Below are 26,695 nucleotides of genomic sequence, written 5' to 3' on the forward strand. Positions count from 1 at the left end.
CCTCATATTACCAGGGCTTGTCAAGGAGTAATTTTTACAAGTTTAGAATTAGTGAAAGTTCTCGTAGAAAAAACTCAGACTAAAACGGGACTATCTGTAGCTGTAAATATCCTTAATAAAGTTTATCAAACGGGTCGAAAGGTGGCTGATAATTTCAAAAATACTATGCAAATTGTTTTTGACGAATATTTGCCCAAATGGAATTATCGAGCCGTACCCCAACCTGAGTAATTCATTAAGTTATTTATTTTTCATTCCTTACCACTCCTTTAGAGGAAGAAAACTATCTTTTTCTGAAACTGGCGTAATTTTAGATGAGGGAAATATAGCAATACTTCCAAATGACAGACTTTCGTGGAATGCGCTTTTATTTGCAGTCACCGCCAGCGAAGCGGAAGCCTTAGCGAGAAGCGGGAGCAAACCCACGGCTAAGATGCAAAGAGAGATGTTATTTATTACAACTTGGCTAAAGAGTTTGGGGGCTACTTCTGTTACTTATGCCTCAGAACTTTATATCAGACACGCTGGCAATGTGACAGGAGTGGTAGAACCTTTAACTGGCGCACAAATGCTGTTAGGTGGCGTACCAGCTAATGAGGCACTGGCAACATTTAGCTATCATTTTGATGTACGGGGATGCATCCAGGGTATTGGCGATAAAGCAAATAATCTAGGATGGTTTAAAAGTCTGAGTTTTAAACAGCCTATCTTTAATGTTGGCATCCGCCACGCATTAATTAAAAACGTTCCTAACCTGGCAGTGGTCAGTCCGTGTTCTGGATTTGAAGGGTTGGCTTGTTCTGTTGGCAGAATTGTGGAATTCAACGCCGCCGTTGGTCAAGGTGTAGGTATCGCTGCGGTTAATGCCATTCTAAATAACAAAAATCTAGCCGATGTATCTAACCGAGAAGTGAGACAAGTTCTCGTTGAAACAGGTCAGTTACCTAGAATTTTTGGAGTCCCAAATAATGGTGATGCAATGCTATTGGCGCAATTCGAGAATCTTGTCACTTCGGATGCTATTGCGTAATATCAATTCCGGTTGCAGTCCTCATGATTATTGATTGTTGACTAAGCTGTTGTGGCATTTAAATTGTATGTCAAGAAATAATCAAACTTTTTTGGGGTGTCCCACCCGCCCTGAATATACAATTTAAATGCTCAACTGTATTAGCCTACTCGCTAACAACCAATCCTTACTTCTTCTGCGGGCACTTCGGATGAATCCCCCCCTGCAAACAAATGTAAGCAATTTGACTTTTATCTAAATTCTTAGCCTCCGCAAAATCAACTCCTAGGAATCGACCGGATTTACTGCCAGTCGGATTTTGAATAAATTGATCCGAAGCTGCCTTCCCCAGAAACACAGCGCCTTTAAAATCCGCTCCCGCTAAATTCGCGCCTCTAAAATCAACCGAACTCACCTCTGCATTCCGAAAATTCGCATCTTGCAACTGAGCATCTTTTAAATTCACGTTGGCGAGTTTAGTCGAAGTCAAATCGGCCTTTTGTAAGTTGGCGCCGCTCAAATCAGCACCGGACAAATCAGCACCTTGCCATTCCGATTTAGACAAATTTGTCAAGGACAACTGAGCGCCTTGAGCCTTCACTTTGGCCAAACGCGCGCCTGACAAATCCGCTCGCGACAAATTCGCGCTTCCTATATCTGCCCCGGTAAAACTTGCATTTTTTAACAGTGCTTCCTGTAAATTTGCTCCAATTAAAATAGCACTGCTGAAATTAGCGGCATTCAAATTGCCGTTTGACAAATTAGCTTTGTTCATGACAGCGCGCACAAAAGTAGTGCGGTTCATTACAGCACTGTTCAAAGACGCCCCGACCAAATTTACTCCTTCCAAATTAGCGCCGCTCAAGTCTGAAATCCAATCGTCAAATGTACCCGGACGCCTGTCTTCGCCGGTGCCGTAAAAGCGAGTTCCCTGCAAGCTGGCATTGGTTAAATTGGCATTTCTCAACTTAATTCCCGACAAGTCAACTTTGTTTAAAACTAAAGTAAACTGAGACGGGCCGGCAGGACTTTGAGCTAAATCGGTGCGGCTGAGATCGACACCGTTGAGTTGGCTGCTATACACTGTGAGAATTTTGCCGATCGCCCTTTGTACTGTTCGCTGGCGGGCGGCCGCTAACTCGCGTTCCGGGGCCTTGCCGCCAAAGCGCAGGGATTCTAGGTCGTTGCTGAGGGCTTGATTCAACCGCTGCAAGTCAGGCAAAGCTTTCGGCCCGCTACTGACTAAAGCTTGCTGGATCGCGTCCAACATGGCGCGGTTGTCTTCTTGAGCTAGCAAATCCGCTAGCAGCGGTACGGCGCGGGAGTCTTCCACCGCCCCCAAAGCCAAAATGGCCGATCGCCTGCCCGATGCCCCGCTAGCCGATGTGGGAGACAATTTGCTGACTAAAGCTACAAATAATTCGTCGTTCCGCTGCCGGGAATCCCGCATATTTGCTTGACTTTGAGTGTAGATGAGAGTGCCGACAAACAAAGTTAAAATCAATCCCGCGCTACCGACGGTAACTATCACCAAAGTTGTGCCTGGGTGTTGGCGCATCCAATTCCACAAACTGGCATTTGCTTTCAGGCTGCTTTGTGGAGTCACAACCAAAGCCGCAATCTGCGCGTCTTCCTCAGTCCAATCTTGAGTCGGGACAGGATCGGCAGACAGTTGATTCGATCGAGCATTGACGACCAAAGTATTCGCGAGGCGATCGTGTCCGGATTGGCGTTTGTAGCGCAATGCAAAAGCGCCGTCTGCGAGCACTGCCAAGCCGCTCAACCCCCCTAAAATCAGCAAATCAGGAAACGCACCGCTCAAGCGCCAAATGCCGTAAGCGACGCCCAGAGGCACTCCCCAGCGCCCCAAACTTTCGCGAATTAGCACTGGCCCAAAACCCGGAGGAATACCCGACGCTGTGACAACTTTGACGCCGAACCAGCGTTTGGGGATAGTTTGACCGGTTCTGGCGAGCAAAAACAGTTGCCACCCCGCTAAAACTGCCGGTGCCAGCAGTGCCCCTGACCAAAATAGATTAGTTAGGGGTGCGACTCTGGGGCTGCGATCGCGCACGGGTATGCCCAAAGTACGGGCGACGGTTTCGGATGCTGCTGCTACTGAGGAATTGAGCGGCACGGTTTGAGATTCCTGGTTGACCAATGCCCCGATACTGAAGGGAACGAGGGCGCTGGCCGCAATTAACGAAATTTCCACTGCCCAAGCGCCGCACCTGCGAACCAGCAGTGGCATTTGCTTGGATTGTGTTTGCCAAGACGGATCGGGTTGATTGATGCCGCTGGGCGCGGTGGGGTTAGCCATATTTATAATTTCCTATTGTTAGTCGTTAGTTGGAGGAATCAGGAGATATTGCCAATTTATCAGAAATTTGGGTTTAAAACCCCGTCCTTGGCTTGACGGCTTTCTATTGGATGAGCGTGAATTTACGCTTGGCAAAGCAACCCCAAACCAGGTTATAATTAAGTTGTCAGGGTGAAACTCCATTGCCATCGTGAAACAGTTGAGACACACTTTCAGGCATAAATTTAGGGGCAAAGAGCGGCGAAAACTCTTAAAACAGCTAGGGATAAAAAAAATAATATCCCAATACCAGAGAACCAAATACTTTGTTGACTACTGAAGTAAGGCGGGGCACGCCTGAACTCTAGGTTCATATCCTAGTACGCTTGGGGAGATAGACCCTCTGGGATTAACTAAGTTAAGCTCGTCAATTGGTGGTATTCCACGGTTGAAAGGTTTAAGTATTGCCGTAAGGATAGTGAGTAGTAAGGTCAGTCGTGGAGCCAAGAATCACCTCGCCTTTAGGACGGTCGGTGAGTGTCAAACGCTATGTAGATTAGCACTCCGAGAACGGCAAGAGTCATCAGGGCGGAAATTAGCTTTACGATGCTATTGAAGACTGTCAGGACAATTATCGCTCCGACGGCAAAGGCTGCCACCTGTCCCGGTTTGGGGAGTCTTTGAAACTTGTCGAGTAATTGATTGTATAAGGTTCCGACGGCTTGATAGCTGTCTGAATTTTGTTTGATGAGCGGCGATCGTTCTACTTTAGCTTTTAGTTCTCCCAACGCTTGCTGCCAATTGAAGTTATTTTGAGGATTCATAAAAAAATTCGGAAGTTAGTTTAGATTAATGTGTTTGGAACCGCCATTATCCTCTACCGTCAAAGAACTAGAACCAAATGCCATTGTGTGAGGAAACATGAAGATCCATTATCCGGGCGATCGCGGCAAACTGTGGTTTAGCCCGATCGTGACCCTAGCCTTGGCAATGATTTTAGCGGATGCCGGTGCCCTTCGGAGCCAACCGCTACAAATTGCTCCGGGATTTCCCGAACCGCTGGGAGTTTCTGGAGTTTCCGGCGGCCCGAACAATAGCGGCGACTGCGGTTTTGTCTCCCAAGCACCGAACCACGTCATCGAAGTAACGCAGGATTTGCCTTACTGGCGGATTGCAGTACAAACCGCTGGAGCTCCGAGTTTGATGATTCAGGGGCCGAGGGGGCGTTTCTGCGTGCTGCCGGCGAATGCTGCTGCGGGGAATGTAGAATTTTCCGGTTATGGGGACAAGGGGACTTATGTTATTTTTGTGGGCGATCGAGCTCAAGGTCAACACCCTTACTCTCTCTCTATTTCCCAAAAGCGAAATTAAAAATACAACGGAATTAGGAGGATGGCTGTGAGAAAATGGCTTTTTGGCGATCGTAAATAAGCCGGAGTTGTGACAGCCAGTGCGGGGAATAGGGATTTCATATCAATTTTGTATTTGGTCTTTAACCCACTTGCGAAACAATCTGAGAGTTTGACTCGTACCCACTGTTTGGCTTTGTTCGCAATATTGAGAAATAGCTTCAAGAATTGGCAGATTGGGAAAAGTCGGACTCATTTCTGCTTCAACATATTTCCCATCTTGAAGCACATTAATCTGAAGCTTTTTATTTTCATAGCGCCAGATTTCAGGTACTCCCAAAGCTTCGTAAGCATCGAGTTGAGTTTGGGAAGTTATATCGACTTCAATTGCTAAGTCAGGCGGCGGATCGACAGTTAAGTCGATCCGCTTTTTCCCAATCATTAGAGCGTGATTCTGAATGTAAAAGCAGTTGTCAGGTTCAATTCCTTGTAACATACTTTTTCGTTTAAAAGTCGTCGAACCAAAACATTCTCGATCAATTTCAAGTTCTTCGAGTAATATTTTCACCATATCGCCAATGATTTCCTTATTGAATTCATGTTCTGGTAGTGGCATCCTAATCTCCAAAGTTCCTTGACTGTAAGCTATTCTAGAGCCACGGTGTTCTCCCAACTCTTCTAAAATTGCTTCAAATTCCTGCCAGTTGACATCATCTAACAGCACTCTATGTCCAGGTGGTACAATGATTTGTCTTAATTGCAGCGTTACCATTTCAACCTCCGATTTATTTAAGTTTATGATAACTTGTCTGTATCGGTAATTGGGCATTGGGAAACAGTCAGCTTTGTAGTGAGGACTTCAGTGATCGAAGCCTGATTTGTTCTCTAACCCACTTGCGAAACAATCTGAGAGTTTGACTCGTACCCACTGTTTGGCTTTGTTCGCAATATTGAGAAATAGCTTCAAGAATTGGCAGATTGGGAAAAATCGGACTAATTTCCGATTCAACATATTTCCCATCTTGAAGCACATTAATCTGAAGCTTCTTATTTTCATAGCGCCAGATTTCAGGTACTCCCAAAGCTTCGTAAGCATCAAGTTGAGTTTGGGAAGTTATATCGACTTCAATTGCTAAGTCAGGCGGCGGATCGACAGTTAAGTCGATCCGCTTTTTCCCAATCATTAGAGCATAATTCTGAATGTAAAAACATTCATCAGGTTCAATTCCTTGTAACATACCTTTTCGCTTGAAAGTAGTCGAACCAAATGGTTCAAATTCGATTTCTAGTTCCTCAAACAAAATTTTCACTAAATAGCCAATAATGATTTTAGCTTTCTCGTGTTCTGGTAGTGGCATCCTAATCTCCAAAGTTCCTTGACTGTAAGCTATTCTAGAGGCACGGTTTTCTCCCAACTCTTCTAAAATTGCTTCAAATTCCTGCCAGTTGACATCATGGAACAGCACTCTATGTCCTGGGGGTACACTGATTTGCCTTAATTGCAGAGTTACCATTTCAACCTCCGATTTATTTAAGTTTATTATAACTGATACAATCTTTTAATTTGAGTGGGAACACGGCGCTACCTCAACTTAATTTACTGGTAAATGTCGCCAAAAATCGAGAAGTCTAATCTGCGTTTTTTTGCTGGTTATAAAGTTCCTTAAACTTGCGCTGCTGCTGGTTGTGATCTACGATCGGAGAGGGATAATGAAGAAGTCGGCGTTCTAAAGGTGAAAGATTTCCTGTTAGCAAAACTTTAGTATCAACGCGGCGCAATTCGGGAACCCAGTGCCGAATATATTCCCCCTCCGGGTCGAATTTTTGAGCTTGACTCGCCGGATTGAATATTCGCAAAGGTTTCGGGTCCATGCCGCTTGATGCACTCCACTGCCAGCCGCCGTTGTTAGCAGAAAGGTCGGCATCTATCAATTTTTGCATGAAGTATTTTTCACCCCACTGCCAGTTAATAATTAAATCTTTGGTGAGGAAACTGGCGACTATCATGCGGCAGCGATTGTGCATCCAAGCTGTCTGATTTAACTGCCGCATTGCTGCATCGATAATAGGATAGCCAGTTTTGCCTTTACACCAAGCTTGAAAGAGCTTTTCATCGTTCTCCCAAGGAAAGTCTTTGAATGCTTGACGGTAGGGGCCGTCTGCTAATTCTGGGAAGTTATACATGGCGTGTTGGTAAAATTCCCGCCACGCTATTTCCTGTTGCCAAGTGCGGATGCTTGTGCACGCTTCTTCGCTGCGGCAAGTGTCCATTACTATCTGGGTAGCTTGCCAAACAGTGCGGATGCCAATTGCACCAAATTTGAGGGCTGCGCTGAGTTGGGATGTGCCGTTAATGGCGGGGAAATTGCGCTGTTCTTGATATTGGTAAATTGCCCGATCGCAAAATTCTTCTAATTTTTGTTGCGCTGCATCTTCTCCGGGTTCTATTACTAATGGATTTTCCCAAATAAATCCCAAATTCAACGCTGTTGGCACTGTTTCCATTGCACCTGCTTGGTTAGCGGTTGCTTGTTCTTCGGCGGTTAAGCCGGTCATTAATTCCAGATAAGTTATCGGCAGTGTCTCTACTGGTTGGGCTTTGGGTTTACTGTTCCATTTTTTCCAAAATGGTGTATAAACTGTGTAGGGAGTCCCTGTACCGCTGCGAATTTCATCTGGGGCGTGCAGGAGTTGATCCCAGAAATTGTGAACTTGAATTCCTGCTTGTTGGAGGGCGTTTGATACGGACTGATCGCGCTGTTTGGCGTAGGGTTCTACATCCCAGTTCCAAAATACTGCTTGAGCATTTATAGCTGTTGCTAATCTCGGTATTCCTAGGATCGGGTCATCTTGAATTATCAGCAATTGGCTGCCTGCTTCCCTATAACGCGAGGAGAGTTTTTGCAAGCAGCCGATCATGTATGTGACTCTAGCTGGCGCTACGTCATCCCGATTTATGATATTGCGATCGAGACAAAAAATTCCGACTACTTTCGGGCTTTGGTGGCGCGCTGCTGCCAGTCCGATGTTGTCAGAAATACGCAAGTCGCGGCGGTGCCAAAATAAAATTAGATTGGATATATCGGACATTCGATTTTAGATTTTAGATTTTAGATTTTAGATTTTACAGTCCTGGACACACGCGGGTTCAAAAACCCGGTTTCTAAGTTAAGATTTATCGGTTTTACGCACGATTTTTCTCAGAAACCGGGTTTCTTCCGTCAGTCCTATTTAAGTCAAAAATGGACGGGCCAATAAAAAGCTAGAAATTGATTTTGAATCAATGGGTTCCCCAGCTAAGATAGCTTTTTCTAATTCTTCCGGGGTGAATAAAACTGTCTCCATGTCTTCGTCATCGTCTTGTGCTGGCGGCTTTTCCAGTTTTTCCAAATCTTGGGCTAAGAAAGCATAAATGATTTCGTCGGAATAACCGGGGGCGAGAAAAAATTGCCCTAATTTCTGCCATTTTCCAGCGCGATATCCGGTTTCTTCTTCGATTTCGCGTTTGATAGTTTCGGCGGGATTTTCATTGATTTCTACCGTACCAGCGGGAAATTCTAAAATTCGCCCTTTTGTGGCAAAGCGATATTGGCGTACCAAGACGAGTTTACCTTCGGGTGTGACGGGAACTGCAAGTGCTCCGCCTGGGTGGCGAATACATTCCCACTCGCCTTCGGAACCGTTGGGAAGACGGAGGGTGGCTACGTCAAAGTTGAATTTGCGCCCTTGGTAAAATAGGCGTTGTTTGAGGAGTTGGGGTAGTTCTTGACCGATCGACATAAGCGAGAAGCGAATAATGTTTGAGTGCACCGATTTAAGACATCATAGGCGATCTTATAGGATTTTAGATTTTAGATTTTAGATTTTAGATTGGGAATGACTGATGACTATCACAGTTGGCAGCTTAGCTACGGTTGCATTTTTTTTGAAACTGGTACGATCCGTGAATTTTACTCAATTTTTACACTTGCAATTTTTCCACTCCAGAACAGTCTGCGGTTTGCAGCAGTTGGGCGATCGCACTTTTCGTCACCGGATGCACCCAATCCGGGGCAATTTCTGCTAAAGGTACTAATACAAAAGCTCTTTCGGTCATCCGGGGATGAGGTAGAGTCAGTGTCGGAGTTTCTAGGATTAAATTGTCGTACAGCAGCAAATCTAGGTCTAGGGTTCTTGGCCCCCATTTTTCTCGGCGAATTCGATTAAATTTTATTTCAATTTCTAATAAAGCTGCTAGCAATTGTTCTGGTTCTAGTGCAACTTCTAGGATGGCACAGGCGTTGATGTAATCGGGTTGCGGCGGCCCAACGGGGGCGGTTTGATACCAGCTTGAATGAGATTTTACTGCTATTCCTGGGGTGTTGTTGAGGGTTGCGATCGCGCTAGAGAGTGTGGCTAGGGAGTCGCCTAAGTTGCTACCAAGGGCGATCGCACATTTTGTTGATTTCATAAGGAAGGAAGGTTCGGCAACGGATTGTGTAACGGATGTAACGGATGTAACGGATGTCAGGAAGCAGGAAGAGGGAAGAAGAGTAACGCGGGGGCGGGTTGATCGATCTCCTTTACTACCGACAAATATTTCGAGTAAAACCCGCCTCTAAAAGCCTAATTTTTGGTGGTAAATTGATCCTACAGGACACTTTTTTAGGGAAACATGGTGACCCAAAACATTATTTTAATCAAATATTAACCTACTGTTAAATTTTATTAAGTATCATTGACAAGTGTTAGTATTTAGTTTCAAAAATAATGAATTTGTACCTACGCTTATTGTCGGCCGTCATTCTAGCAATTATCAGCTTAACAGCAAGTAGATCAATAGGTTTGGCTGAAACAAAAGAGCGCTACCTTACGCTAGATTCGGAGGGCAGTCCATCTTTTGCGAGTTTAGTGCAGCAGGCGGAAGATTTAGCGAAAGAGTCGATCGCCCGCGAGTTTCAAGAAAATCCGGCATTAACAGAAGTTACAATCATCATTACAGCCGATCGCAGCCGACAAAGAGTTCCAGTTTTGCGATCGAGAGTATCCCGCCACGACTGGCAAAAAGATGCGAGAATCGAACAGTGGACTAGATATTTTGCCGATGCTCAATTGCTGCTGGGATTCAGAGACGGCAATATTTCGCCCGCAAATTCTGGGTTTTCGCAAGTGATTAATGTACCTGCGCGTAGTCGATCAACCTCCAGAGAAAATGATCCAGGTTTTCGAGATGATTGAAATATTGGTAATGGGGCATTGGGCATGGGGCATGGGGCATGGGGCATTGGTAACAAATAACAAATAACCAACAGCACGACACGGAAATCACGGATACACGGATAGATATTTTTTCCTGAATCTCTCTCTCTATTCCCAATTACCAATTGCCAATTACAATATTTAACTTGTTGTTAACCTAAATATCTCCCACTTTTAATTAACCTTCAGGTTAACTTCCCTTAATTGAAAAGTGATAGAGTTTCATACGGAATCATCAGATTAGAGATGTTGGTTTGAAAAGGAATTTATGTCTAAAATAACTCGCCGACAACTGCTAATTTTCTTCGGCAGCAGTGCGGCTACCACTGTGCTTGCTCCTGGGCTAACTCAAAAACTGTTCAGCATCAATTCCAGCGCTGCTGAAGCTGTTGTTCCGACATCTTTCACTCCTGTAAGACTTCCCCACCCGCTGCCGATTTATCGAGAACTGCCCAGCTTCATGGCGATGGCGCCGGGGGGACAGGGAATCGTGATGGCTGCCTCGCAGGATACTAGATTAACGAGTTACAGCGTTGTTGACGATGTGGTTGTGCCGCCGGAATACGAACGTTATGTGATTGTCCGCTGGGGCGATCGAGTTTTCCCCAATCCGGCAGACTATTTCGGCTACAACAACGACTACACCGGCTTCGTAGGCCTTCGCGGCAGCAGTGACGACGGTTATCTTTGGGTTAACCACGAGTATGTAGGCTTTCCGATGTCGAAAGTGGCGCCGGAAGCGCCGTCTGATCTGGCACCATTTCCCACAACCGATCGCGCTGTCCTCGGTATAGACTTATCGGTAAAGAATCGGGATACCCTTGGCGAATTTCTGTACAATCTCGGTGGTTCGATCGTCCGCATCACCAAACAGTCTAACGGTAGATTTCAGGCGATCGCCGGCGACCCCCTCAACCGACGCATTCACGGACTTTCAGGGCTCGGAATCAACAGCCAGCGTACCGACAAATACAAAGATGTCACCTCCTGGGGAACCAGACAAGGGGATAACGAGTACCTCACCGGCACGGGGCCCGCAGCCACCCAAGTCTTCGCGCAAGTCAACACCGACGGACTCGGCAACCGCATCATCGGTACAGCCTACAACTGTTCCGGCGCCACAACCCCGTGGGGCACAATCCTCTCCGCTGAAGAAAACTTCCAAGGTAGCGAACTATTCTTCGTCGGGGTTCAGGAAAACGTCAAACCCAACGGCGGCCAAACCGGCTACGCCAAGGGTACTACCGGTGAGGAATTCGGCTTAGTCGGCGAAAAATACGGCTGGATGGTAGAAGTTGATCCCCAAGATCCAAGTTTCCGCCCCCGGAAGCACACATGGTTGGGTCGTTTCCGCCACGAAAACGTCGGGATTCGCGCTGAAGCAGGCCGCAAGTTAATAGGCTACATGGGGGACGATCGGCGCGGCGGACACACTTGGAAATTTGTCAGCAACGGTACTGTCACAAATCCCGCAGATAAAAACAACAGCCGATTGTTTGAAGATGGCGTTTTGTACGTAGCCCAATATAACCGCAACGGTACGGGAAGATGGCTGCCACTGACATTAAATACCCCGACAAATCCGGTGCGTCCTTCTAAAGTTGGCGAGGCGGAATTAGCAAGTTTTGGCAAAGCTCAAAGAGATGCCGCTACTCGCTTGCCCAAACGCGCCGGAATTGCTGGTCAAACCGAAGACGGCGGTTCTTTTGTAGTAGATACAACCAATGAAGCAACAGCACTTCCTGGCTATAGCAATAAAACTCTTGCTAATTTTTACAGCAGCCAAGGCGCGGTTTTAGTTGATGCTTTCTTAGCTGCTAATTTGATTGGTGGCACTCCGACGGCGCGGCCGGAAGATTTGGAAGTTAATCCTACTACTAAAGAAGTTTTCATTGCTTATACTGATGCCGCACCGGGAAGCGACGGCTATCCAGATTCTCGCATTTTTACTGTTGCTAAATACGGTAGCGCAGTCAACAGCACCCAGCAGTCGGGAGGACTTTACAAAATAATTGAAGACAGTCCAGACGGTGCAGGTTTGACTTTCCGCTGGCAGCGTTTGGCCCAAGGTGGAGAAGCGGGTTCAGTCTCTGGCGCGGGATTTGCTAGTGTAGACAATTTGGCTTTTGACACTCAAGGCAATGTCTGGGGCGTGACTGATATGTCTACGAGCACGCATAACGGTTTTGATGTCGGTGCGGCTGGAAAGCCAACGACGATCGACCATAAAAAGACTGGAAATGTGTCAGATTTTACTGGAGTTTTCGGCAACAATTGGCTCTTTTATATTCCGACTTCTGGGCCGAATGCAGGAACAGTAATTCCGTTTGCTTACGGCCCGAATCGGTGCGAAATGACGGGGCCGACTTTTGTGGGAGATACCCTCTTGCTTGCGGTGCAGCATCCGGGGGAAGATTGCCCGATCGATGATGGTACTGTACTGAGTCGGCAAATTGAAATGTTGGATTTGAACGGTGCGGTTTTTAATCAGACTCGGAGTGTGTCTCGCGGCAGTTTGTGGCCGAGTAATATTGAGAATGACAGGCGTCGATCGCCGATGCCGTCGGTGATTGGAATTCGTCGCGTGCGATCGACTCCAACGGGCCAGTTTGTTTAAATCTCACATCTTACACCATTTTCAAGAACAGGCAAGATGCCTGTTCCACAAGAAAATTCACTCTTTGTGGAACAGGCATCTTGCCTGTTCATAAAAGCTTATTAAGAATGGTGCAATATCTCAGTGATGGGCGATCGCGTAAGGCAACCATAATGCGATCGAGAATGAAGTATGTTTCTAGAATAGCTCGAATCTACCTGTGTAAGCTACAATAAAGTGTAAATATACCTTTTACTCGCAAGAATCAGAAAGGTAGGACGATCGCCCTATTGTGAGCTAGGGATTTTTACGTACTTATTATCTGCGGATACAACAGTAATTTTCCCGCCAGAACGTGACATGGTTTTGTAACGCTTTGTAAATTGGTAAGTTGTCGAGGTAGAGGAAAGGGCGATCGCACTTGCAACCTTCATTGCAGGTGATTTTGTGAGGATATGAACAAGTGACGAAGTGCGATAGCCATCCTAATAGCTAGCAGCTTAGCCTACCACGGGCGATCGAACTGATGGAGCAAATAAGGGCGATCGTTGAGATAGATGGTAGCTCAAATATACAGAATTTCGAGCAGTGGCAAAAACAGATTTTACAAGCGCGGCGGCTGCTTTCATCATCAGTAGTAACAATTGCTGTTCCAAAAGCTGTGACGAGCGATTTTATGACAGTTGTGAGCATATCTTCTAATCCTGAGATAACTTTTTTGGGTCAAAATTTACGTCTCCTATCATCGCTTCTGCTTCGGCGAAAGCAGCCACTAATTTTTCCGGTGAGCTACTACCAGCGTGAAATCTCATTGATTCAGCTCTTAAGTGTCTTTGAGCTTGACGAAACCCATTACCTTTTCGTTTAACATCTGTTGTGCTAATCAAAGCTAATGAAATTGCGCTAATTGCAGAAAGCACTTTTGTTCTATGAGTTCCGAGTTCTTCAACAAAGGTAGCAACAAGTAAAGATGAGACGATTGAAATCACTCCAAAAAACAGATAAATGGAATGTAATATATAGGCAGACTGATGCCATCTTTTGATTTGCGCCTCAATTTCTTCTGGTATTTCTTGCATGATCAATTCAACTATTAATTCAACTGGTATATGCCCTATAACGCTAAATACAGGCAAGGCATTAATAACTTAAGTACACCTTGCCTGTGATTTAAAACAATCAGGAATAAGGTTAACTAAGTCCTAACTCCATTCGAGTGTTGCTCCCAACTATTCCATCATCGAGAAGTCCAACAGAACGCTGGAAAGCTTTTACAGCCGCTTCTGTAATTTCACCAAATACACCATCAGCGGCTCCTGGATTAAATCCCCGATCGCGCAATCGCTGTTGTAGTTTGATAACGGCTGAACCTGTTGAGCCAAACTTTAGATCCACAACTTGCGAATCATTTTCTAGCTCTTCTGGCGTGAATTGCAGACCTAGCTTATCGGCAACTTGTTTTCTCAAACGGGGAAGTTGACTGTACAACAAATCACCCGGACAATCAGTATTGCTGAAATCTCTGTGTCCTTTAATATTACGCGGACTAATATTGCAAGAATCACATAATGAGACACAAAGTTCTACAAGGCTCTGCCATTGCTTTTGACCCATTTGAAAGGTCATGAAATTGCCTTCATTTTCAATGCCAGGAGATTGATTGCCGTTAGCTAATTTTCCTGGGTCTTGTGCTGCATGGGCTGATTGGATAGAAAACCCTTGTTTTACAGCATCTAGGGAACCATGCCGAGCTTCTAGAATAAACCCTCCGGTCGTATTTAAGAAGTTGTGTCCTGAGTCCGACCAACCATTAACATCCATGTGAAATTTTTGAATGTTTCGTGCCAACTGCATCGCTCCTTCACTTGTGCCTCTTGATGGATCGTTAGGAGGGTTTTGGTTGTCTGTATGATGGACGATGACATAACGGGGAGCAGTCCTGGGAAAAGGAAATCTTCCCGATATTGGCGGTCTGGCTCCCCATGCGGCTGTTGTTACAACTTTTGCGGTAAATGGCATGATTAAAGTGCTCCTATTTGGTTAAGATTCTCTAGGTTAAAGCGTTGACTGCACTCAGCCAGCGGGCTGGAATGCTCGCCCTACCGCTACTTTTCAAACAAGACCTAGTGCTTTTAGGGTTTGCGAACCAACAGCACTATCAACTGCTAAACGCTTAGTTGCTTCTTGGAATTGCTTGACCGCAGCTGCAGTTACCGAATCAAATATGCTATTAATGGGAATGTCGATCTTGGTCAGTTTATTACTAACTAGAGACTCCTGAACTTTTCTGACATCATCGCCTGTCATGGGTGGTGTTTCCAGTCTTAGTACCCTTGGGAATGGATTGTTAAAACCTTCAGCCGGTGACTCTCTCAATCTCCCTGCCGTTTGAGGGCCAAAATCCCCATCTACCAGAATCTGGTCGGTAGGATTGTATTTATTCCAAAGAATCTGAAAGGCACGAATACCCAAAGTTCCGATATCCTCTCGCGTCGCAGCAAAAAAGCGGAAGTCGAAATGAGGTCGATCTCCGGGACCAAACCAGACATAGCTGTGTCTTTCAAGAAAAGGTTCCCAGCCAATATGATCCTGAATATCTAGTGCAAGTCCGCTTTCATGGTTGCTAAATCCTGGCGGCGCAACCGCTTGAATGCCACATCGATCGGCAACTTGTTCAAACTGAAGATTTAGGAGGTACTGTTGTGCCACAGTACGATAGGCCGAATTAACGATTAGTTTTACGGCGTTTCCTTCAGCTTTCCGGCGTTCTGTTACGGCAATTTTTAGCGAATTCTTGGCAGCAGCCTGCAAGAACGGATTATTTTTATCGCCAACTGCAACTACACCTTCAATGTCTGTAAAATCTACAAGAATATTGGGAGCAATTGAGTTGAGGACGGCGATAATTTGAAGATTCAAACCTCTAATTAGACCAGTATTGCAAGCATTGATCAGAAGGGTATCCTTAAGTTTTTGCATTGAAGTTAATTAGTAAGTTGTTTTTTCACGTCTCTTGTATTCTCCAAACCCTCCGAAGTCAAGTCCGCTAAAATAGCGACCCAGTATGCAGGTTTAGTCCCACCTAGTAATCGAGTTGGGCAACCAAAAGTCAAATCTGAATTGACGTTAATGGCTGAGTCAGCACCCTGCACTCCAATTTTAAGATGGCCTGCGATTGATATATGTCTCTCGTATGCAAACCAATCTTTAGTTCCTTAAGCTCGTTTGCTTGACTCTGAATAGTTTGACTTTCCCCATCAAAACCCAAACCCATCGCCCTGCCGGTGAGAAAAAGTGACAACTTTTTGTAAACTTACGTAAATTCCCTTAAAGGCTGCTAGCAGTCAATCGATTTTAGATGTTAAATTTTATTTAGATAACAAAATTGACTTCACAGCCTGTACCTGGGGCTTGTAACCCTATTGATTTGGCTCAATTGTGTAAATTTGTTTTCTTTCCTGAAAAGCATCTCGCAGTCATGAAACCTCAGTAAGTTTACTTAATAGATCAAAATCGCTATGACAGCACAAGAGGCGATCGTCCTAGTTGATAGTCTGTTACAATCCGCAAACAAAAAGCAAAAACTCAATGACATTCAATCCCGCGTCTTTCTGGAAACTTGGGAGGGACACTCTTATCAAGAGATAGCCGATCGCTTACTTTACGAACATGACTATATCAAAAAAGTCGGTTCGCATTTGTGGCGAAATCTCTCTCAAATCATCGGCGAAAAAATCTCAAAGCAAAATCTGCAAGCAGTCTTGCGCCGCTACCAGCATTGCTGTGCGGGCATCTTGCACGCTAGCGAAGCAGATAGCAGCACTCAAAATTGGGGAGAAGCGATAGATGTTTCGCACTTTTACAATCGGCAGCAGGAACTGGAAACTTTAGAAACTTGGATTAGCAGCAATTCTACTCGTCTGATTGGTATTTTTGGACTTGGCGGTATCGGCAAAACTTCTCTGTCTGTCAAACTCGCTCAGCAAATTCAATCTCAGTTTGAATTCGTGATTTGGCGGAGTTTGCAGCAAGCACCGCAATTAGATGTTATCCTCAGCAATATTTTACCGCTTTTAACTAATTCTGAACACACACAAAATAACTCTATTAATGCTCTCATGGAACAGTTGCGGCAAAAACGCTGTTTGTTAATTTTCGACAATCTGGAGTCGATTTTGCAAGGGGGAAATCGCAGCGGACAATATCAACAAGGGTATGAAGATTATCGACAGTTATTGGCGCGCATTGCTGACGAACCGCACCAAAGTTGTCTGATTTTAACCGGACGAGAAAAACCGGGGGGGTTTGCTGTGCGATCGGGCGAAAATTTACCCGTGCGATCGCTCCAACTCTTCGGAGTTTCACCGCCCGTATGCCAGAAAATCATCGCCGATAAAGGATTAAAGGCAACCCTATTGCAGTGTCAAGATATTGTCAACTACTTTGGCGGCAATCCCCTCGCCCTCAAACTTGCTGCAACGACTATTAAAACACTTTTTGGCGGTGACATTCACGCATTTTTAGTACAAGGAAATACTGTTTTTAGCCATTTCTGGGATTTGCTCGATCGCCAGTTCTATCGCTTGTCTCCCCTGCAACAAAAAATTATGTACTGGCTCGCAATTAACCAAGAAGGAGCGACTCCTGGGAAGTTAAAAGCTGAAATTTTGCCCAGAGTGTCTGGAAGGCAACTGATGGAAGCATTGGAGGGGCTGGCTGAACGATCGCTCATCGAGGATCGGCGATCGCCCGACAATACCGCATCGACAAGTTTAACGCTACAACCTGCGATCGTCGAGTATGTGAGAGAACGCTTATTCCAAAATGCTGAGCAAGAAATGATGACAAACAAACTTAACTTATTGATAGCTTAAGCCTTGGTGATTGATTAAGTGCGATCGTACCAACTTTGCAGCGCCAAGCGGTGAACTTCCCGCCAACTAATATTTTTAAGTCGGGCAATTTCCGCGCAATCCTCATATTCCGGCTGCACATTAACAATCGTTTGTCCAGACTTCGCAACTTTTATCTTGACTTCGCCGTATTCTGTTTTAACTGTCTGGATTTCTCGGTGTAAAATAGTTCTCTGTTGAGTCGATCGCCTAATTCCCAAAGTAGTAGTTTCGCGAAAGATCACAGCTTCGCAAGCATCCTCAAATTCTGGATGACAAATCGCAGTTAACAAAACCCCAAGCCGCGACTTTTTCATCACAATTGGGACAGTAAAAACATCCAGAGATCCGGCGGCAAACAAAGCATCAAAAACATAGCCGATCGCCTGCGGACTCAAATCATCAATTTGCGTTTCCAACACCGTAATAGTTTCTATGGAATTGGTAATCGGTAATTGGGAATCCGTAATTGGGAATTGAGTATTGTTTAAAAATTTCCCTCTTCCTTCTTCCCTCTTTCTGACATCCGTTACATCCGTTACAGAATCCGTTGCCGAACTTCCCTCTTCCTTCTCCCCAATCCAGAGGCGCAAAATATTAGGAATTGCCAGGTTTCGAGAACCTGCACCCAAACCGATCGCCTGAATTTGCATCGACGGTGGCGGCCCGAAACTAGCGGCGAGAGTACAGGCGATCGCAGTTCCCGTAGGAGTGCACAATTCGCGATCTATCCCATTGCTATAAACCGGCACTCGGTGCGTTTCCCACAACCGCATCACCGCCGGCGTCGGCACCGCTAATCGGCCGTGTGCAGCCTTCACCGTACCTGCGCCAGTCGGCATCGCCGAAAAGTAAAACTCCTGAATATCCAACCAATCCAAACCCAAACAAGTACCCACAATATCAATAATTGCATCCGTCGCCCCCACCTCGTGAAAGTGAACCTCGCTTGCGGGGATACCGTGTACGGCACCTTCTGCCTCTGCTAATTTGCGAAATACGGCCAAACTGCAAGCTTCCACGCGCGCTGGCAATTTTGCAGAGACGATGATTTGCTCAATTTCGGGTAAATTGCGGTGATGACTGTGGCTAATTTCGGCATCTGCTTCGCCGTGACTGTGAGAATGTTCTTCCCCGTGATGATGGTGATGGCGGGCGTCGAAAGTCGGGGATTCCGTTTCCGAGGGATCGAGTTCGGTAGCGGGATTTTCAGGTTTTAACGACAAATCCGCAGCTAAATCCACATAAAATTTAGTTGCTTGTTGAGTATTCCGGTGGACTAATTCCGTCCGCAACTGGTACTCTGTCGAAATGCCGAGCAAATTGAGTTTTTCGATTAGGTATTCTAAAGGAACGCCGGCGTGGATGAGAGCTCCGATGCACATATCGCCAGCAATGCCGGTTGGACAGTCAAAATAAGCTATTTTATTCATTGTTAACAATTAATTTTTAGCATTGATTGTTTCACTCTATATTTCGATCGCCCACTTAGCCTGCAATATCTTAACATGGCAACTATTTACGAAGTGCATCCAGTTGCACCCCAAAGAGACCGGATCGAGAAAATTCAAAAAGCTCTGAAAGATGGGGCAGTGATGCTTTATCCGACAGATACAGTTTACGCGATCGGCTGCGATCTCAACTCCAAGTCTGCGGTAGAACGAGTCAGGCAGATCAAGCAACTCTCCAATGATAAGCCTTTAACGTTCTTGTGTTCCTCTCTGTCAAATATCACCGACTATGCTGCTGTCAGCGATGAAGCATACAGAATTATCAAGCGGTTAATACCGGGGCCTTATACATTTCTGCTGCCAGCTACTAAGTTAGTGCCGCGGTTGGTAATGAACCCAAAACGGAAAACCACTGGAATTCGCGTTCCCGACCAGCGGCTTTGTTTTACACTGTTGGAAGCCTTGGGAAATCCAATTATTTCAACATCCGCTAACATTACCACGGATGATGAAGGTGCTGCACCCGTGCCAGCAGGAAAAGGAGAAAGTTTTGGCAAAGCTGAACTTTTTGACTGTTTTTCAAAGTTAGTAGATGTCATTGTCGATGACGGTTCCGATCCGGGATATCAAGTTTCTACCATTCTCGATTTGACACAAAGCGAACCGATTGTTGTTCGCCGTGGTTTGGGTGCGGAAGCTGTCGCCGTTTGGGAAAAAGATTAAAATTTGAGGATGCTTTCGCTTCTCCAACAGTCCGCCGGGGGTTCAAAACCCCCGTCTCATAGCGAAAGTCCTCTCAAAGAGGACTGTTAAATATAGCGGTTATGGTATTGAATTTAATTAAGCTCTGTCCTATATTTTAAAGGATTGACAATTATCAGAGGAGGAATCGCTATCAGTAGATATTAGATATTATTTCTATTTGAAATCATCGCAACTTATGTTATTCCTCCCTAATTTCCACAGTCGTCTTAAGACGACTTCAGCTATGAGCCAGGGAATTAATTCCCTGGCGGCCTGTCGGAATCGCCAGCTAACAAACCTGCGGAAAAAACCTAAGCTTCTACCTTAACTCCTTTCCAAAAAGCAATATATCCGGCAATATTTTTAGCAGCATCTTTCGGAGTAGGATAGTACCACGCAGCGTCTTTATTCACTTGTCCGCCGACTTCGACACTGTAGTAACTAGCAACACCTTTCCAACCGCAAGTAGTGTGAGTGCTGCTATCCTTGAAATACTCACGGTTGATGGCATCGGCGGGGAAATAATAGTTGTTGTCTACAATTTCGCACTTGTCGCTCTCGGCCAAAACGGCACCATTCCAAATTGCTTTCGGCATCAGTTTTTCTGCTTAAATTGAGATTCTCAATTATTGTAACTGTATTTGTGCTCAAAAGGCATAGAATAGTTGAGAAGCCAACAACCAACTACTGCAAATGTCAGCGTCTCATCCGCCAATATCTTCTGTGCCACTGTCCCTGGAACAAGCTCTTAAACATTTTTTTGGCTATGACTCTTTCCGTCCGGGACAGCAGGAAATTGTCGAAGCTGCTTTACAAAAACGGGATATGATGATTGTCATGCCGACGGGCGGTGGCAAGTCTTTGTGTTTTCAATTACCGGCACTGTTGAAACCGGGATTGACTGTGGTTGTGTCGCCGTTAATTGCTCTGATGCAAGACCAGGTGGAGGCTTTGCAGGATAATGGAATTGGGGCGACTTTTCTCAACAGCACTTTGAGCTCTCAGGAAACCCGATCGCGCGAAACTGCGATTCTCGAAGGTAAGATTAAATTGCTCTATGTTGCACCCGAACGCTTGCTGGGTGAGAGATTTTTACCGTTTTTAGATATAGTAGCAAATAAGTTAGGAATTTCGGCATTTGCGATCGACGAAGCCCACTGCGTTTCGGAATGGGGGCACGACTTTCGACCAGAATACAGGCAAATGCAGCGAGTGCGCGATCGATATCCCGACATTCCCATTATGGGACTAACCGCCACCGCCACCGAGCGCGTCCGCCAAGACATCATCCAGCAGCTAACTCTGCGAAATCCCTACATCCACGTAGCCAGCTTCAACCGCCCCAATTTATACTACGAAGTTCGCCCCAAAACCAAACACAGTTTTGCCGAAGTTTTGCAAATCATCCAAAAAAAAGGCGGTTCGGGAATTATCTATTGCCTCAGCCGCAAAAAAGTTGACGAAGTTGCCTATAAATTGCAACAAAGCGGCATCCAAGCCTTACCATACCACGCCGGCATGAACGATGTCGATCGCGCCACCAATCAAACCCGCTTCATTCGCGACGACGTGCAAGTAATGGTAGCCACAATAGCCTTCGGTATGGGCATTAACAAACCAGACGTGAGGTTTGTAATTCACTACGACTTACCCAAGAATCTCGAAGGATACTATCAAGAATCCGGCCGCGCAGGTCGAGACAACGAACCCGCCCATTGCAGCTTATTTTACGGCTACGGCGATGTCAAAACCATCGACTACATCATCGAGCAAAAACCCGACCCACAAGAACAACGAATTGCCCGCCAACAGTTGCGGCGAGTAATCAACTATGCAGAATCCACCGAGTGCCGCCGCACAATCCAGTTAAGTTATTTTGGCGATTCATTCCCCGGAAACTGCGGTACTTGCGATAACTGTTGCAACCAAAAACCAGTAGAAGATTGGACGATTGAGGCAATGAAATTTCTTTCTTGCGTCGCCCGATGCCAAGAAAAATTCGGCATGAATCATATTATTGACGTGCTGCGCGGTTCAAAAAATCAAAAAATATTGCAATACCAGCACAACCAACTTTCTACTTACGGAATTGGCAAAGATAGAAGTGCTGATGAATGGAAAAAGTTGAGTCGATCGCTGGTGAATCAAGGTTTTTTAGAGGAAAAAACAGACGGATTTCCCATTTTGAAACTGAATGAAAAAAGTTGGGAAATTATGAAACGTCAGCGCACAGTTGAAATTGCCATTGAACCCCAGCGGGAAGTACAGGGTAAAGTTCGTTCTTTGGCAGTAGAGGTAGAAGGTTTATTTACCGTACTGCGGACGCTACGCAAGCAAATTGCCGACGAACAATTTGTGCCACCTTACGTAGTTTTTGCCGATAAAAGCTTGCGAGACATGGCTGAAAAACGCCCGCAAAATCTCAGAGAATTCGAGGAAGTTTACGGCGTTGGTAGCAACAAGCGAGATAAGTACGGTAAGGTTTTCTTGGAGGCAATTCGCACTTTTTGCCAAGAACAAGGATTACCAAGTGGTGCTGCATCTTCTGAGGCCGCTAATCTTCCCAATCTTTCCAACGTTGCGTCTTATTCGCAGATGCAAACCTGGGAATTATACCGACAAGGTTTGACAGTTCAAGGAATCGCCAATGCGCGGGGTATGAGTCCTAATACTATTTCTGGGCATCTGATAGAATTGATGGAAATGGGCAGGGAAGTTGATATAAATTTGTTGGTGGAACCGGAACGCCAGCAGGCGATAGTGTACGCTATTGAAGTTATGGGGGATGAGAAACTGAGAGCAATTTATGATTTTTTGGAAGAACGTTATACGTTTGAGGAGATTAAGTTTGTGCGGGCTTGGTGGCGGCAAAATTATGTCGGTTTTTAACCGCAGATGTAGGCTGATTAACGCTGATGCACGCAGATAATTGATGGGAGGGGAAATAAAAATTTAAAAAGTAGCTTTTTTGCGATCGTCAATTACAGTGGCGTTTTGAACCGATATATTTTTCTAATAAGTAGGGATGTACCGTTGCCCTACATATCCAAAAAAGTTTTTAGCTTAGAAGCGTTCCGAACGGCATTGCCATCTCCGTCGTTGTTGAAGTAGATGAACACGCTGAGCCCCTGACTTTCCCACTCGCGGGTGCGATCGGCCCACCAATGCAAATCCTCATCCGAGTACGAGCCGCCGTAGAGGTAGTTGGGGTCGGGGCCGTGAAGGCGCGCGTACACGAAGGACGTTGTTGCGCGCAGGATACAGGGGAGGTGCGCCCCACTCATCACACAGTAAGCCGCTCCGAAGCGTTCCAGCAGCGAAAATACCTCTTCTTTATGCCAGCTTGGGTGTCGGAATTCGACAGCTACTCTTATCCAGGGGGGCACTTGTTCTAGAAAGTATGCTAGGCGGGCCGAGTCGCAACCGAACTGGGGAGAAAGCTGGACTAGCAGAATACCCAGCCGATCGCCCAACCCTTGAAGTCCCTCACTCATCCGTTCCACCCACTTTTCTGGCGAGTAAAGGCGCTTGGAGTGCGTTAGACCACGGGGCGCTTTTACAGTCATCAGAAATCCTTGGGGGAGGCGCTGCTGCCAGTTAGCGAAGGTCGCGTTTGGTGGCCAGCGGTAGTAGGTGCTATTAACTTCCACGGTTTGATAGTGCTCGATGTAGCGATCGAGCCTGGATCGCAGCGGTAGGTGCTGGGGATAAAGCACACCTTCCCAATGGTCATAGCTCCAACCTGAAGTGCCAATATGAACACTCATCGCCTTTTTACTCCCAATACTTGACATATCTAACAGAGTCTACTTCACCATACTTCATGCCGTTTCCCCTGACTTCAAATCAGTCAAGCTAACTGCTAGTAATTGAGCAGCCTGCACGTTACTCATTGCGACTTCCCAAATGCCTTTTGCACAATAGCTGTAACAGTTGAGAACAGGAAGAAACAATGAAAGCTACTGGTAATGTGCATACAATTGATTTAGCTGGAAATCAGTATCAAAGCCCTCGCTACTTGCAAAGTCGGGCGAGGATTAATTCCCTCATCGACCATTATATGTCATTGGAAGTTTTGAGCGATCGACTTTCCGATCTCCCCCAGCAATTTTCCAACCCGCATCCCCGCCCTTGGGAACCCATAGATTGGCAAGGAATCACTCGCGATCAAATTATTGGTGTCAAGCCAGAAATATTTTTACAAATTTTGGCAAGTGCGGCAGAAATTGAAGCTCCCATCCGCAGCTACGGTAGAGAAAGTTGGTGCTACTTACAGCATATTTACCCACAAATGGCGCGGTTTATGGGAGGAATTTTTGATGACAATGGCAACATTTTAGAGATAGGTGTCTGGGAAAAAGAAGAACGCCAACATTGCCCGACATTTAGGAAAATTTACCAGCAACTTACAGGGGAAAAACTGCAAGTTAAACCCAATTCTGTGAATGGCTGTCAATCCACAGGTGACGCTTGGCAAGATACCTACAAACACGTAATTAGCCGCCTGAGTACCGAGTGGGGAGCTACTTCTGTTTATTTATGGTTGATGGTACACTCAACTGGAGCGTTGCAACAGGCAATTTCCCAGCCTTTACAGGATGAGATCAATCATTTGGTTAAGTTTTGGGGTTTCAGCCGCTGGGCCTTCTCCCAGAGTTATTTCAATCAACTGAAAGGCTCTACCAAAAACCTGATTGCTTTGCTGAAACACCATCAGATTGAACGCACGCACGGCAATGATGTGTTTAATACTTCACTGAGTCTCAAACAGCTTTCTCTGGTGTTGGAATTGACTTTTACATTCACGCGAGTGATGGTGCGTTTGCGGCGCTGGAACCGGGAACTCAGCCGCAGTTATCTCAGACATTTGTTTGGTAATGCGCCGATGGTTGATGCACCGCGCCATGTCGCTTAAATCTGAGATATTGCACGAGTTTCATGAACAGGCATCTTGCCTGTTCCACTCATAGTTCAATTTTATTGTGGGGGTAAGGTGCGCCAGAAGCACCCAGCTATGTTAAAGTGCGATCATCGATGTATGTACTCGTTTGCTCGGCATATAGTAGAATTGATGCAGATGGGACGAAAATCGGTTTTTGAGGGGAGTTTTTAACCGCAGATGCAGGCTGATAAATACTGAGGGACGCAAATAATTGAGGGGACGCGGAAATGAGAATTAAAAAATTAGCTTTTTGGGATAATTTACGAGAGTGGCGTTTTGAACCGATATATTTTTCCAACTTGGCTTTATTAGTTGGTGTATCTGGTGTGGGCAAAACACAAATACTCAAAGGAATTTTGAATTTACAACGAATAGCTAATGGTGCTTCATTAAACGGTTTAGCATGGGACATTACATTCTCGACAATAAACAATGTAGAGTACCGCTGGCAAGGCGAATTTGAAACAAAAAAAAATCTGCCTATCATTTTTGATGAACAAGACGAAACTAATGAATTTAGAATTGTTAGAGAACATTTATTAAGAAATAAAAATGTAATTATAGAAAGAACACCTAATAAAATTATATTTCACGGGAATAAAACTCCGAAATTATCGCCATTTCAAAGCGTAGTAGAAATTTTAAACCAAGAGGAAGATATTTCACCTGTTCAACAGGGTTTTAATAAAATAGTTAGCTATGATTTAAGTTCATTTGATTTCTTTTACAATATGAGTGTAATGATGTCAACCACCTCAGTAAGCGATGTTTTATTATTAGATTATATTAAAGCGAGTGACTTGCAAATCCAGATGAAACTGGTTCTTGTTTACCGCCATCATCCAGAAATTTTCACTAATATTAAGCGCATCTTTATACAGGCCTTCCCTCAAGTGGAAGATATTAAAATAGAAGCGGTACAATATGAGGATTCATCCCCCAACTTTCCCATTCAGATAAAAGAGAAAGGTGTCAAGGAGTGGATTTTTCAAGACAATATCTCGTCAGGGATGCTGAAAACCTTAATTCACATTAGCCAACTGTATTTGTCGCCTGAAGGCACTGTAATCTTGATTGATGAATTTGAAAACAGCTTGGGGATTAACTGTATTGATGTGGTGACAGATTTAATTGTAGAAAATAAAAATATTCAATTCATTCTTACCAGCCACCATCCCTACATAATAAATAATATTGGGATGGAACACTGGAAAATAGTCACTCGCCAAGGTGGGGTGGTAACTGTGAAAGATGCTAAAGATTTGAATCTGGGAAAATCGAGGCATCAAGCTTTTACGCAACTGATTAATCTTGAAGAATACAGCGAAGGAATCAAAGTTTAATGAATCTGTATTTTTTAGTTGAAGGGAAGCAATCGGAGAGAAAAGTTTATCCCGCTTGGTTGGCTCATCTTTTACCGGAATTGCAGCGAGTAGATAATTGCGATGATGTGAATGAAAAAAATTATTACTTGATTAGCGGTGAAGGATATCCTTCATTAATATACGATTTTATCCCGCGTTCGATCGCCGAAATTAACTCAAACGGAAAATACAGCTATTTTGTAGTATGTCTCGATGCCGAGGAAAATACTGTTGCCGAACTCACAACAGAAATATATGATTTTTTAACTCAACAAAATTTGAAATTAAACAATGCAGAACTTGTGCTGATATTTCAGAATCGCTGCTTGGAAAGTTGGCTGTTGGGTAATCGGAAGATTTATTCCAGAAATCCTCAAAACAAACATTTGCTAGATTATACTAAATATTACGATGTTTCAGTTAACTGTCCCGAAATTATGGGCAGATATCAAGACTTTAATACTCACGCTCAGTTTCACGGAGCTTATTTGAGAGCGTTATTTGAAGCTAAAAATATTACCTATTCAAAAAAACGACCGGGAGATGTACTCAAGCCATTTTATTTGGAACAACTATTGACAAGGATTCAAAGTCAGCCCGAACAACTGACTACTTTCCGTCAGTTCATCGATTTCTGTAACAAAATTAAACCAAAATTGTCAACTTAAAAGGCAACAAATAAGAGAAAATAAAAATTAAAAGGTAGAGACAGATTTGCAAACTGTCCCTACCCAAGCAGATACAGTTAGGATACATTTCATACTAGATTTAGATAAAACACTTTAATCTCGCACAACTCGCAAAAATAACT

Annotated in this window: 25 protein-coding genes; 11 read left to right on the forward strand and 14 right to left on the reverse strand. The window is 44.9% G+C overall.

All coding sequences use genetic code 11. The features are described from left to right. Both QUB06_RS18535 and QUB06_RS18540 read left to right on the forward strand, forming a co-directional pair. Positions 1–231 (forward strand): ISAzo13-like element transposase-related protein (locus QUB06_RS18535; protein ID WP_445251398.1); only part of this gene is annotated, 231 nt, incomplete at its 5' end. After that, complete coding sequence (locus tag QUB06_RS18540; RefSeq protein WP_333436519.1) at positions 179–1,030, forward strand: FAD-dependent oxidoreductase; 852 nt, start codon at positions 179–181, stop codon at positions 1,028–1,030. The genes QUB06_RS18535 and QUB06_RS18540, both read left to right, overlap by 53 nt. A gap of 166 nt (positions 1,031–1,196) precedes the next feature. Here QUB06_RS18540 and QUB06_RS18545 read toward each other — a convergent pair whose 3' ends face one another. Beyond that, the gene (locus QUB06_RS18545; RefSeq protein WP_333436520.1) at positions 1,197–3,329 is read right to left on the reverse strand and encodes a pentapeptide repeat-containing protein; all 2,133 of its coding nucleotides are present in this window, start codon (positions 3,327–3,329) and stop codon (positions 1,197–1,199) included. Positions 3,330–3,829: 500 nt separating this feature from the next. Then, the gene (locus tag QUB06_RS18550; protein WP_333436521.1) at positions 3,830–4,132 is read right to left on the reverse strand and encodes a hypothetical protein; all 303 of its coding nucleotides are present in this window, start codon (positions 4,130–4,132) and stop codon (positions 3,830–3,832) included. A gap of 97 nt (positions 4,133–4,229) precedes the next feature. Here QUB06_RS18550 and QUB06_RS18555 point away from each other — a divergent pair, with 97 nt between their 5' ends. Further along, positions 4,230–4,679, forward strand: coding sequence for a hypothetical protein (locus tag QUB06_RS18555; RefSeq protein ID WP_333436522.1), 450 nt, complete (start codon positions 4,230–4,232; stop codon positions 4,677–4,679). Between the two features lie 102 nt (positions 4,680–4,781). Here QUB06_RS18555 and QUB06_RS18560 read toward each other — a convergent pair whose 3' ends face one another. The 5 genes from QUB06_RS18560 to folK all read right to left on the reverse strand — a co-directional run bounded on the left by QUB06_RS18560 (position 4,782) and on the right by folK (position 9,107). Next, positions 4,782–5,429: a Uma2 family endonuclease gene (locus tag QUB06_RS18560; protein WP_333436523.1), complete on the reverse strand. Its 648-nt coding sequence runs from the start codon at positions 5,427–5,429 to the stop codon at positions 4,782–4,784. A gap of 67 nt (positions 5,430–5,496) precedes the next feature. Next, entirely contained in the window at positions 5,497–6,171 is a 675-nt protein-coding gene (locus tag QUB06_RS18565; protein WP_333436524.1) for a Uma2 family endonuclease, read from the reverse strand. 115 nt (positions 6,172–6,286) lie between these two features. Continuing rightward, the gene (locus QUB06_RS18570; RefSeq protein WP_333436564.1) at positions 6,287–7,738 is read right to left on the reverse strand and encodes an FAD-binding domain-containing protein; all 1,452 of its coding nucleotides are present in this window, start codon (positions 7,736–7,738) and stop codon (positions 6,287–6,289) included. Positions 7,739–7,888: 150 nt separating this feature from the next. Next, on the reverse strand, positions 7,889–8,437 hold the full coding sequence (locus QUB06_RS18575) for an NUDIX hydrolase (RefSeq protein WP_333436525.1): 549 nt from the start codon (positions 8,435–8,437) through the stop codon (positions 7,889–7,891). Between the two features lie 181 nt (positions 8,438–8,618). After that, positions 8,619–9,107 carry a 2-amino-4-hydroxy-6-hydroxymethyldihydropteridine diphosphokinase gene (gene folK / locus QUB06_RS18580; RefSeq protein WP_333436526.1) on the reverse strand — a complete coding sequence of 163 codons (489 nt, stop codon included), beginning with the start codon at positions 9,105–9,107 and terminating at the stop codon, positions 8,619–8,621. A gap of 299 nt (positions 9,108–9,406) precedes the next feature. On the opposite strand from folK, the gene QUB06_RS18585 reads away from it, so the two are divergent. Together QUB06_RS18585 and QUB06_RS18590 are read left to right on the forward strand one after the other, a co-directional pair. Next, complete coding sequence (locus QUB06_RS18585; protein ID WP_333436527.1) at positions 9,407–9,874, forward strand: hypothetical protein; 468 nt, start codon at positions 9,407–9,409, stop codon at positions 9,872–9,874. A 289-nt stretch (positions 9,875–10,163) separates the two neighbouring features. Next, positions 10,164–12,512 carry a PhoX family phosphatase gene (locus QUB06_RS18590; RefSeq protein ID WP_333436528.1) on the forward strand — a complete coding sequence of 783 codons (2,349 nt, stop codon included), beginning with the start codon at positions 10,164–10,166 and terminating at the stop codon, positions 12,510–12,512. A 266-nt stretch (positions 12,513–12,778) separates the two neighbouring features. On the opposite strand, the gene QUB06_RS18595 is transcribed toward QUB06_RS18590, so the two are convergent. The 4 genes from QUB06_RS18595 to QUB06_RS18610 all read right to left on the reverse strand — a co-directional run bounded on the left by QUB06_RS18595 (position 12,779) and on the right by QUB06_RS18610 (position 15,470). Then, positions 12,779–12,925, reverse strand: coding sequence for a hypothetical protein (locus QUB06_RS18595; protein WP_333436529.1), 147 nt, complete (start codon positions 12,923–12,925; stop codon positions 12,779–12,781). A 264-nt stretch (positions 12,926–13,189) separates the two neighbouring features. Beyond that, the gene (locus tag QUB06_RS18600) at positions 13,190–13,627 is read right to left on the reverse strand and encodes a hypothetical protein (protein ID WP_333436530.1); all 438 of its coding nucleotides are present in this window, start codon (positions 13,625–13,627) and stop codon (positions 13,190–13,192) included. 55 nt (positions 13,628–13,682) lie between these two features. After that, a complete protein-coding gene (locus tag QUB06_RS18605; RefSeq protein WP_333436531.1) occupies positions 13,683–14,510 on the reverse strand; it encodes an N-acetylmuramoyl-L-alanine amidase in 828 nt (275 codons plus the stop codon). A gap of 93 nt (positions 14,511–14,603) precedes the next feature. Then, positions 14,604–15,470, reverse strand: a complete 867-nt coding sequence (locus QUB06_RS18610) for a peptidoglycan-binding protein (RefSeq protein ID WP_333436532.1) — start codon at positions 15,468–15,470, stop codon at positions 14,604–14,606. Positions 15,471–16,009: 539 nt separating this feature from the next. On the opposite strand from QUB06_RS18610, the gene QUB06_RS18615 reads away from it, so the two are divergent. Beyond that, on the forward strand, positions 16,010–17,365 hold the full coding sequence (locus QUB06_RS18615; protein WP_333436533.1) for an NB-ARC domain-containing protein: 1,356 nt from the start codon (positions 16,010–16,012) through the stop codon (positions 17,363–17,365). 14 nt (positions 17,366–17,379) lie between these two features. Here QUB06_RS18615 and larC read toward each other — a convergent pair whose 3' ends face one another. Further along, positions 17,380–18,816 (reverse strand): nickel pincer cofactor biosynthesis protein LarC, encoded by a 1,437-nt coding sequence (larC, locus tag QUB06_RS18620; RefSeq protein WP_333436534.1) that lies wholly within the window; start codon positions 18,814–18,816, stop codon positions 17,380–17,382. 75 nt (positions 18,817–18,891) lie between these two features. On the opposite strand from larC, the gene QUB06_RS18625 reads away from it, so the two are divergent. Beyond that, positions 18,892–19,557, forward strand: coding sequence for an L-threonylcarbamoyladenylate synthase (locus tag QUB06_RS18625; protein WP_333436535.1), 666 nt, complete (start codon positions 18,892–18,894; stop codon positions 19,555–19,557). 332 nt (positions 19,558–19,889) lie between these two features. On the opposite strand, the gene QUB06_RS18630 is transcribed toward QUB06_RS18625, so the two are convergent. Continuing rightward, positions 19,890–20,174 (reverse strand): DUF427 domain-containing protein, encoded by a 285-nt coding sequence (locus QUB06_RS18630; protein WP_190738299.1) that lies wholly within the window; start codon positions 20,172–20,174, stop codon positions 19,890–19,892. 97 nt (positions 20,175–20,271) lie between these two features. Here QUB06_RS18630 and recQ point away from each other — a divergent pair, with 97 nt between their 5' ends. Then, positions 20,272–22,467 (forward strand): DNA helicase RecQ, encoded by a 2,196-nt coding sequence (recQ, locus tag QUB06_RS18635; protein ID WP_333436536.1) that lies wholly within the window; start codon positions 20,272–20,274, stop codon positions 22,465–22,467. Between the two features lie 149 nt (positions 22,468–22,616). On the opposite strand, the gene QUB06_RS18640 is transcribed toward recQ, so the two are convergent. Next, on the reverse strand, positions 22,617–23,345 hold the full coding sequence (locus tag QUB06_RS18640) for a DUF72 domain-containing protein (RefSeq protein WP_333436537.1): 729 nt from the start codon (positions 23,343–23,345) through the stop codon (positions 22,617–22,619). A 185-nt stretch (positions 23,346–23,530) separates the two neighbouring features. Here QUB06_RS18640 and QUB06_RS18645 point away from each other — a divergent pair, with 185 nt between their 5' ends. From QUB06_RS18645 to QUB06_RS18655, 3 genes are all read left to right on the forward strand, one after another. Continuing rightward, entirely contained in the window at positions 23,531–24,493 is a 963-nt protein-coding gene (locus tag QUB06_RS18645; RefSeq protein ID WP_333436538.1) for a hypothetical protein, read from the forward strand. Between the two features lie 254 nt (positions 24,494–24,747). Further along, entirely contained in the window at positions 24,748–25,863 is a 1,116-nt protein-coding gene (locus QUB06_RS18650; protein ID WP_333436539.1) for an AAA family ATPase, read from the forward strand. Beyond that, the gene (locus QUB06_RS18655; RefSeq protein WP_333436540.1) at positions 25,863–26,552 is read left to right on the forward strand and encodes a hypothetical protein; all 690 of its coding nucleotides are present in this window, start codon (positions 25,863–25,865) and stop codon (positions 26,550–26,552) included. Before QUB06_RS18650 ends, QUB06_RS18655 begins: the two co-directional genes overlap by 1 nt. Positions 26,553–26,695 lie beyond the last annotated feature (143 nt).

Source organism: Microcoleus sp. D2_18a_D3 (genome assembly GCF_036702455.1).
Classification (GTDB): domain Bacteria; phylum Cyanobacteriota; class Cyanobacteriia; order Cyanobacteriales; family Microcoleaceae; genus Microcoleus.